At 63.6% G+C, this 4,204-nt stretch carries 4 protein-coding genes; all 4 read right to left on the reverse strand.

Annotated elements, in window-relative coordinates; translation table 11 throughout:
• Nucleotides 1-938, reverse strand: a 938-nt coding sequence (locus tag QOC69_RS18240; protein ID WP_526442085.1) for a virulence factor Mce family protein, incomplete at its 3' end; no start/stop codon positions are given.
• A 34-nt stretch (nt 939-972) separates the two neighbouring features.
• Nucleotides 973-2,352, reverse strand: a complete 1,380-nt coding sequence (locus QOC69_RS18245; protein WP_526442087.1) for an MCE family protein — start codon at nt 2,350-2,352, stop codon at nt 973-975.
• A 4-nt stretch (nt 2,353-2,356) separates the two neighbouring features.
• On the reverse strand, nt 2,357-3,211 hold the full coding sequence (locus QOC69_RS18250; RefSeq protein WP_526442089.1) for an MlaE family ABC transporter permease: 855 nt from the start codon (nt 3,209-3,211) through the stop codon (nt 2,357-2,359).
• Between the two features lie 12 nt (nt 3,212-3,223).
• A complete protein-coding gene (locus QOC69_RS18255) occupies nt 3,224-3,994 on the reverse strand; it encodes an MlaE family ABC transporter permease (RefSeq protein WP_526442091.1) in 771 nt (256 codons plus the stop codon).
• Nucleotides 3,995-4,204 lie beyond the last annotated feature (210 nt).

Here is a 4,204-nt window from a genome sequence, read left to right on the forward strand (position 1 = left end):
TCGCATAGGTAGAAGCTGAAGAAATCGCCGTACATGCCCTGACGGCCCAGCGCACGGTACTGATCGGGCAAGGTGTTGATGATCTTGTCGACGTACTCGTGGTCGGCCAGCACAATGCCCGCGGTCCGGTCGGTTTCGTGGACCACCTTTTGGAAGGGCTCACGGGCTTGGGACATCAAGTCGGCGACCGAACCGGCGGCGGCGTTGGTGTAGGCCACCGCATTCGAAATGTCCGTCTTGTGTTGCGACAGATGGTCGATCAGCTCCGACAGCGACGTCACCGCTGTGTCCAGCTTGTCGCTTTGGCCGCCCAGCGAGCCCAGCACGACGTTGAGGTTGTTGATGACCTGCCCGATGAGCTGGTCGCGGTCGGCCAGCGTGTTGGTCACCGCGGCCGCCTGGTCCAGGAACGATCCGATCGTCGCGCCCTGACCCTGAAACGCCTGCAGCAACTGGCCACTCAGCTCGTTGACCTGGTCCGGGTTCAGCGCCCGAAACAGCGGCCGGAAGCCGCCGATCACTGCGTCCAGATCCAACGCGGGTTGGGTACGCGACACTGGGATCGTCTCGCCTGGGTTCAGTTTTTTGACGCCTCCGGTGCCTTCCTCCAGCGCCAGGTAACGGTCGCCGAACAGGTTGTCGTACCGCAGCACTGCCCGACTGCCTTCCGTGAGCACAACCGAATCCTCGGCGGTGAATTCGACCCGCACGGTCGCGTCCCGGTTGACGGAGATGTTGTGCACCTTGCCGACCTCGACGCCGGCGATCCGGACCAAACTGTTCTTTCTCATGTTGGAGACGTTGGTGAACACCGCGTAATAGGTGTTGCCTTCGGTAAAGCGGAACTGCGCGAAGATCGTCAATAGCACAAACGAACCCAAGAGGCAGACCGCCAAGAAGATGACCAGACGCCAGGCCGCCCCTCTGAAGTTCCCCATCAGCTCTCCTCCGGGTTGTGCAGGTCGTTGGCGGTCACGGTGGCGTCTGGCCGTTCTGGTCTGGCTGCGCCGGGCCTGGGCCCGGCGGTCCTGGCGTCACCCCCGGCCACAGCGGGACCCCGCCGGGCCCGTACAGCGGCGCGCCATACGGCGGTGCACCCGGGTAGGCGACCGGCCCGATCGCCGGGCCCGGGATGCACTGCCGAATACTGGGCGGCTCAGGTACAGCCCGGGTGACGGGGAAGTAGTCGCTCCAGCACGGATGTCCGATGCCCGGGTTGGGCCTCTGATCGAGGCCGGTTCCCCATCCCGTGTTCGTGACCAACTGGCGCACCGGAAAGTTCTTCGTGGCATCCGGCAGTGAGCCACACCCGGGCTTCCCGCCGGGTCCGCCCTTGGCCGCCACGATGGGCAGGTTGTCGGGATAGGCGTACGGGTCGTTGCCCAGCAGCAGGCCGACGTCGAGGTCGATCGAGCGACCATCGGCGCCACCCCACACCGAATAGCCTCCGTTGTTGAGGAACCACGTCGCCCCTTGCAGCCAGCAGGTGTACTCCGGGTTGTACTTGAGCAACAGATTCGTCGTCGGCTCGAGGGTGTTGACCGATGACACCAGACTGTCCTTGCTTGTGGCTAGCAGATCAGTCCCGGATTTCGCGAAGCCAATGACGTTGAGCAGCAAGCTATCCAGCGCACCCGAATGATTCACGACGGTCGTGCTGGTAGTGCTGGCGGCGTTCAGGATCGTCAGAATGTTATCGGCGGCCGCGGCGTAGGTATCGTTGAACTTCTTGAATGAGCGCCAGTCCTCTCGGATGGTGTCGCTGCGCTCGTTCAACGCTGTCAACACCTGATTGAGGTCGGTGGTGGCCTCACCCATTCGCTCGCCTTGCCCGCGCACTCCCTCGGCCACCGCGCTGAGCACCGCGTTCAGCTTCGCCGGATCGACCATGTCAAGCAGGTCGACGACATTTTCGAAAACCGTGTTCACCTCAGTGGTGACGTTTGTCGAGACCAGCACCGCACCGGCGGTCAGCCGGCCAGCACTCGGGTTCTGCGGGTACACCAAGTCGACGAATTTGGCGCCGAACGCCGTGGTGACCCTGATCTGTGCTTGCACGTTGGCCGGGATGTAACGGATCTGGTCGGGCTGGATCTCAAGTGTCAACCTGGTCGCGCCTTTGGCGGTCGACACCTGGCTGACTCGCCCGACCTGCACGCCGCGCATCTTGACCTTGGCGTTGGTTTCCATGATGAGCCCGGACCGATCCGACGTGAGGGTCACTGGGACGTAGGACCTGAACGTGCCGGCAAAAATCACCGCGGTCGCGAACAGGAACGCGGCGATGGCCGCCAACAGGATCACCGTCCACCACCCGGTGGGGACACGTTGTTCTCCTGGCCGTGGTTCCATGCCGCTACCCAGCCAGGTTGAAGTTGCCGGATTGGCCGTAGACGGCGAGCGAGATCATCGCGATCTCGACCGCCGCGATCACCATCGAAGTGCGCACCGCCCGGCCGACGGCCTCGCCCACACCGGCAGGCCCACCGCTGGCGGTGTACCCGTAGTAGGTGTGCACCAGCATGATGACTACGGTCATCGCCACGCACTGGAAGAACGACCAGATCAGATCAGTGGGGTTGAGGAAGGTGTTGAAGTAGTGGTCATAGACACCGGATCCCTGGCCGTAGATGGCGGTGGTGCCGACACGGGCGGCCAGGAAGGCCATCATGACCGCAACGCAGTAGAGCGGGATCACAACGATCACCCCGGCGAGCACCCGCGTGGATGCCAGATAGGTGACGCTGCGGATACCGATCACTTCCAGGGCGTCGACCTCTTCGTTGATCCGCATCGCACCGATCTGAGCGGTGGCGCCCGCTCCGATGGTGGCCGATAACGCAACGGAGGTGGTTCCGGGCACGATCAGCCGAACGTTGAAGAATGCCGACGCGAATCCGGTCAGGGCTTCCACACCAACGGACCCCAATTGGTTGTATCCCTGCACCGCCACCAACGCGCCGGTGGTCATCGTGAGAAAGCCGACGATCGCGACGGTTCCGCCGACCACCGCCAGGGCCCCAGAACCCAACCCCATCTGGGCGATCAACCGCAGCAACTCGGTCCGGTAGTTGATGACGGCATCGGGAATCGCCCTCAACGTGTTGGCGTAGAAGCGCGTCTGAGCCCCGATCCGCATCCACCCGGCGGTCAGGCTGTCCCTGGTGCGCAGAAGCCGTGGATGTAGCTTGCTGGGAACGGTGGCCGTCATAGGGTGCTCACCTCAGGACACCGTGAACTGGATGCCGACGGCGGTCACGATCACGTTGATCGCGAACAACACCATGAAGGTGAACACCACGGTCTCGTTGACCGCGTTGCCGACCCCGGCCGGACCACCGCCGACCGAGATGCCCTTGTAGCAGGCGATCAGGCCGGCCCCGAGCCCGAACAGCATCGCCTTGACCATCGACACAATGACGTCGGCGGTGCCGGTGAGCAGCGTCAGGCCGGCGACGAATGCGCCAGCCGAAACATGCTGGATGAACACGCAGAACAAAAAGGCCCCGGTCAGACCGACCAGGATCACCGTTGCCGACAGCGCCAACGACACGGTGGTTGCCGCCAGCACGCGCGGAACCACCAGCGCCTGGATGGGATTGATCCCCATTACCCGCAGCGCGTCCAGTTCGTCGCGAATGGTGCGTGCCCCCAGATCGGCGCACATCGCGGTGGCGCCCGCGCCCGAGACGACCAGCACCGTGACGATCGGGCCGATCTGATTGACGGTGCCGATCGCGGCGCCTGTCCCCGAGAAATCCGCAGCGCCGAACTCGGTCAGCAGGATGTTGAACGTGAACACCAGCAACACGGAGTACGGCATGGTCAGCATCAACGCCGGCAGTACCGACACACGTGCCACGAACCATGACTGAAGGACGTACTCATGCCAGGCGAAGGGCGGCTTGAACAGCTGGACCAAGGTGTCCAGCGACATCGCGAAGAATCCGCCGAGCGCACGTACCGGCTTAGTGGCGGCATACGTCGACGTCATCGTGGCTGTCCCCACGACACAGTCGTCGTCGCCCGATGGTGCGCGTCGTCACGGTCATCGGTCGGCATGGCGGAACCGTATCGAGGCGATCAACGCGGTGACTGCTCCAGCACGAGGGATTATGGGTCCCTCGTCGGAGTCATTTCACCTCTAACGTGGCAAACGCCCGCGTCAAATACTTTCCACCGTCTGAACCGGGTCAGCGCCGCC

Source organism: Mycobacterium sp. (assembly GCF_032162105.1).
Classification (GTDB): Bacteria; Actinomycetota; Actinomycetes; order Mycobacteriales; family Mycobacteriaceae; genus Mycobacterium.

Coding starts and splice junctions, on each gene's coding strand:
- QOC69_RS18245 (WP_526442087.1), bottom strand. CDS start 2,352: ATGGAACCACGGCCAGGAGAACAACGTGTCCCCACCGGGTGGTGGACG.
- QOC69_RS18250 (WP_526442089.1), bottom strand. CDS start 3,211: ATGACGGCCACCGTTCCCAGCAAGCTACATCCACGGCTTCTGCGCACC.
- QOC69_RS18255 (WP_526442091.1), bottom strand. CDS start 3,994: ATGACGTCGACGTATGCCGCCACTAAGCCGGTACGTGCGCTCGGCGGA.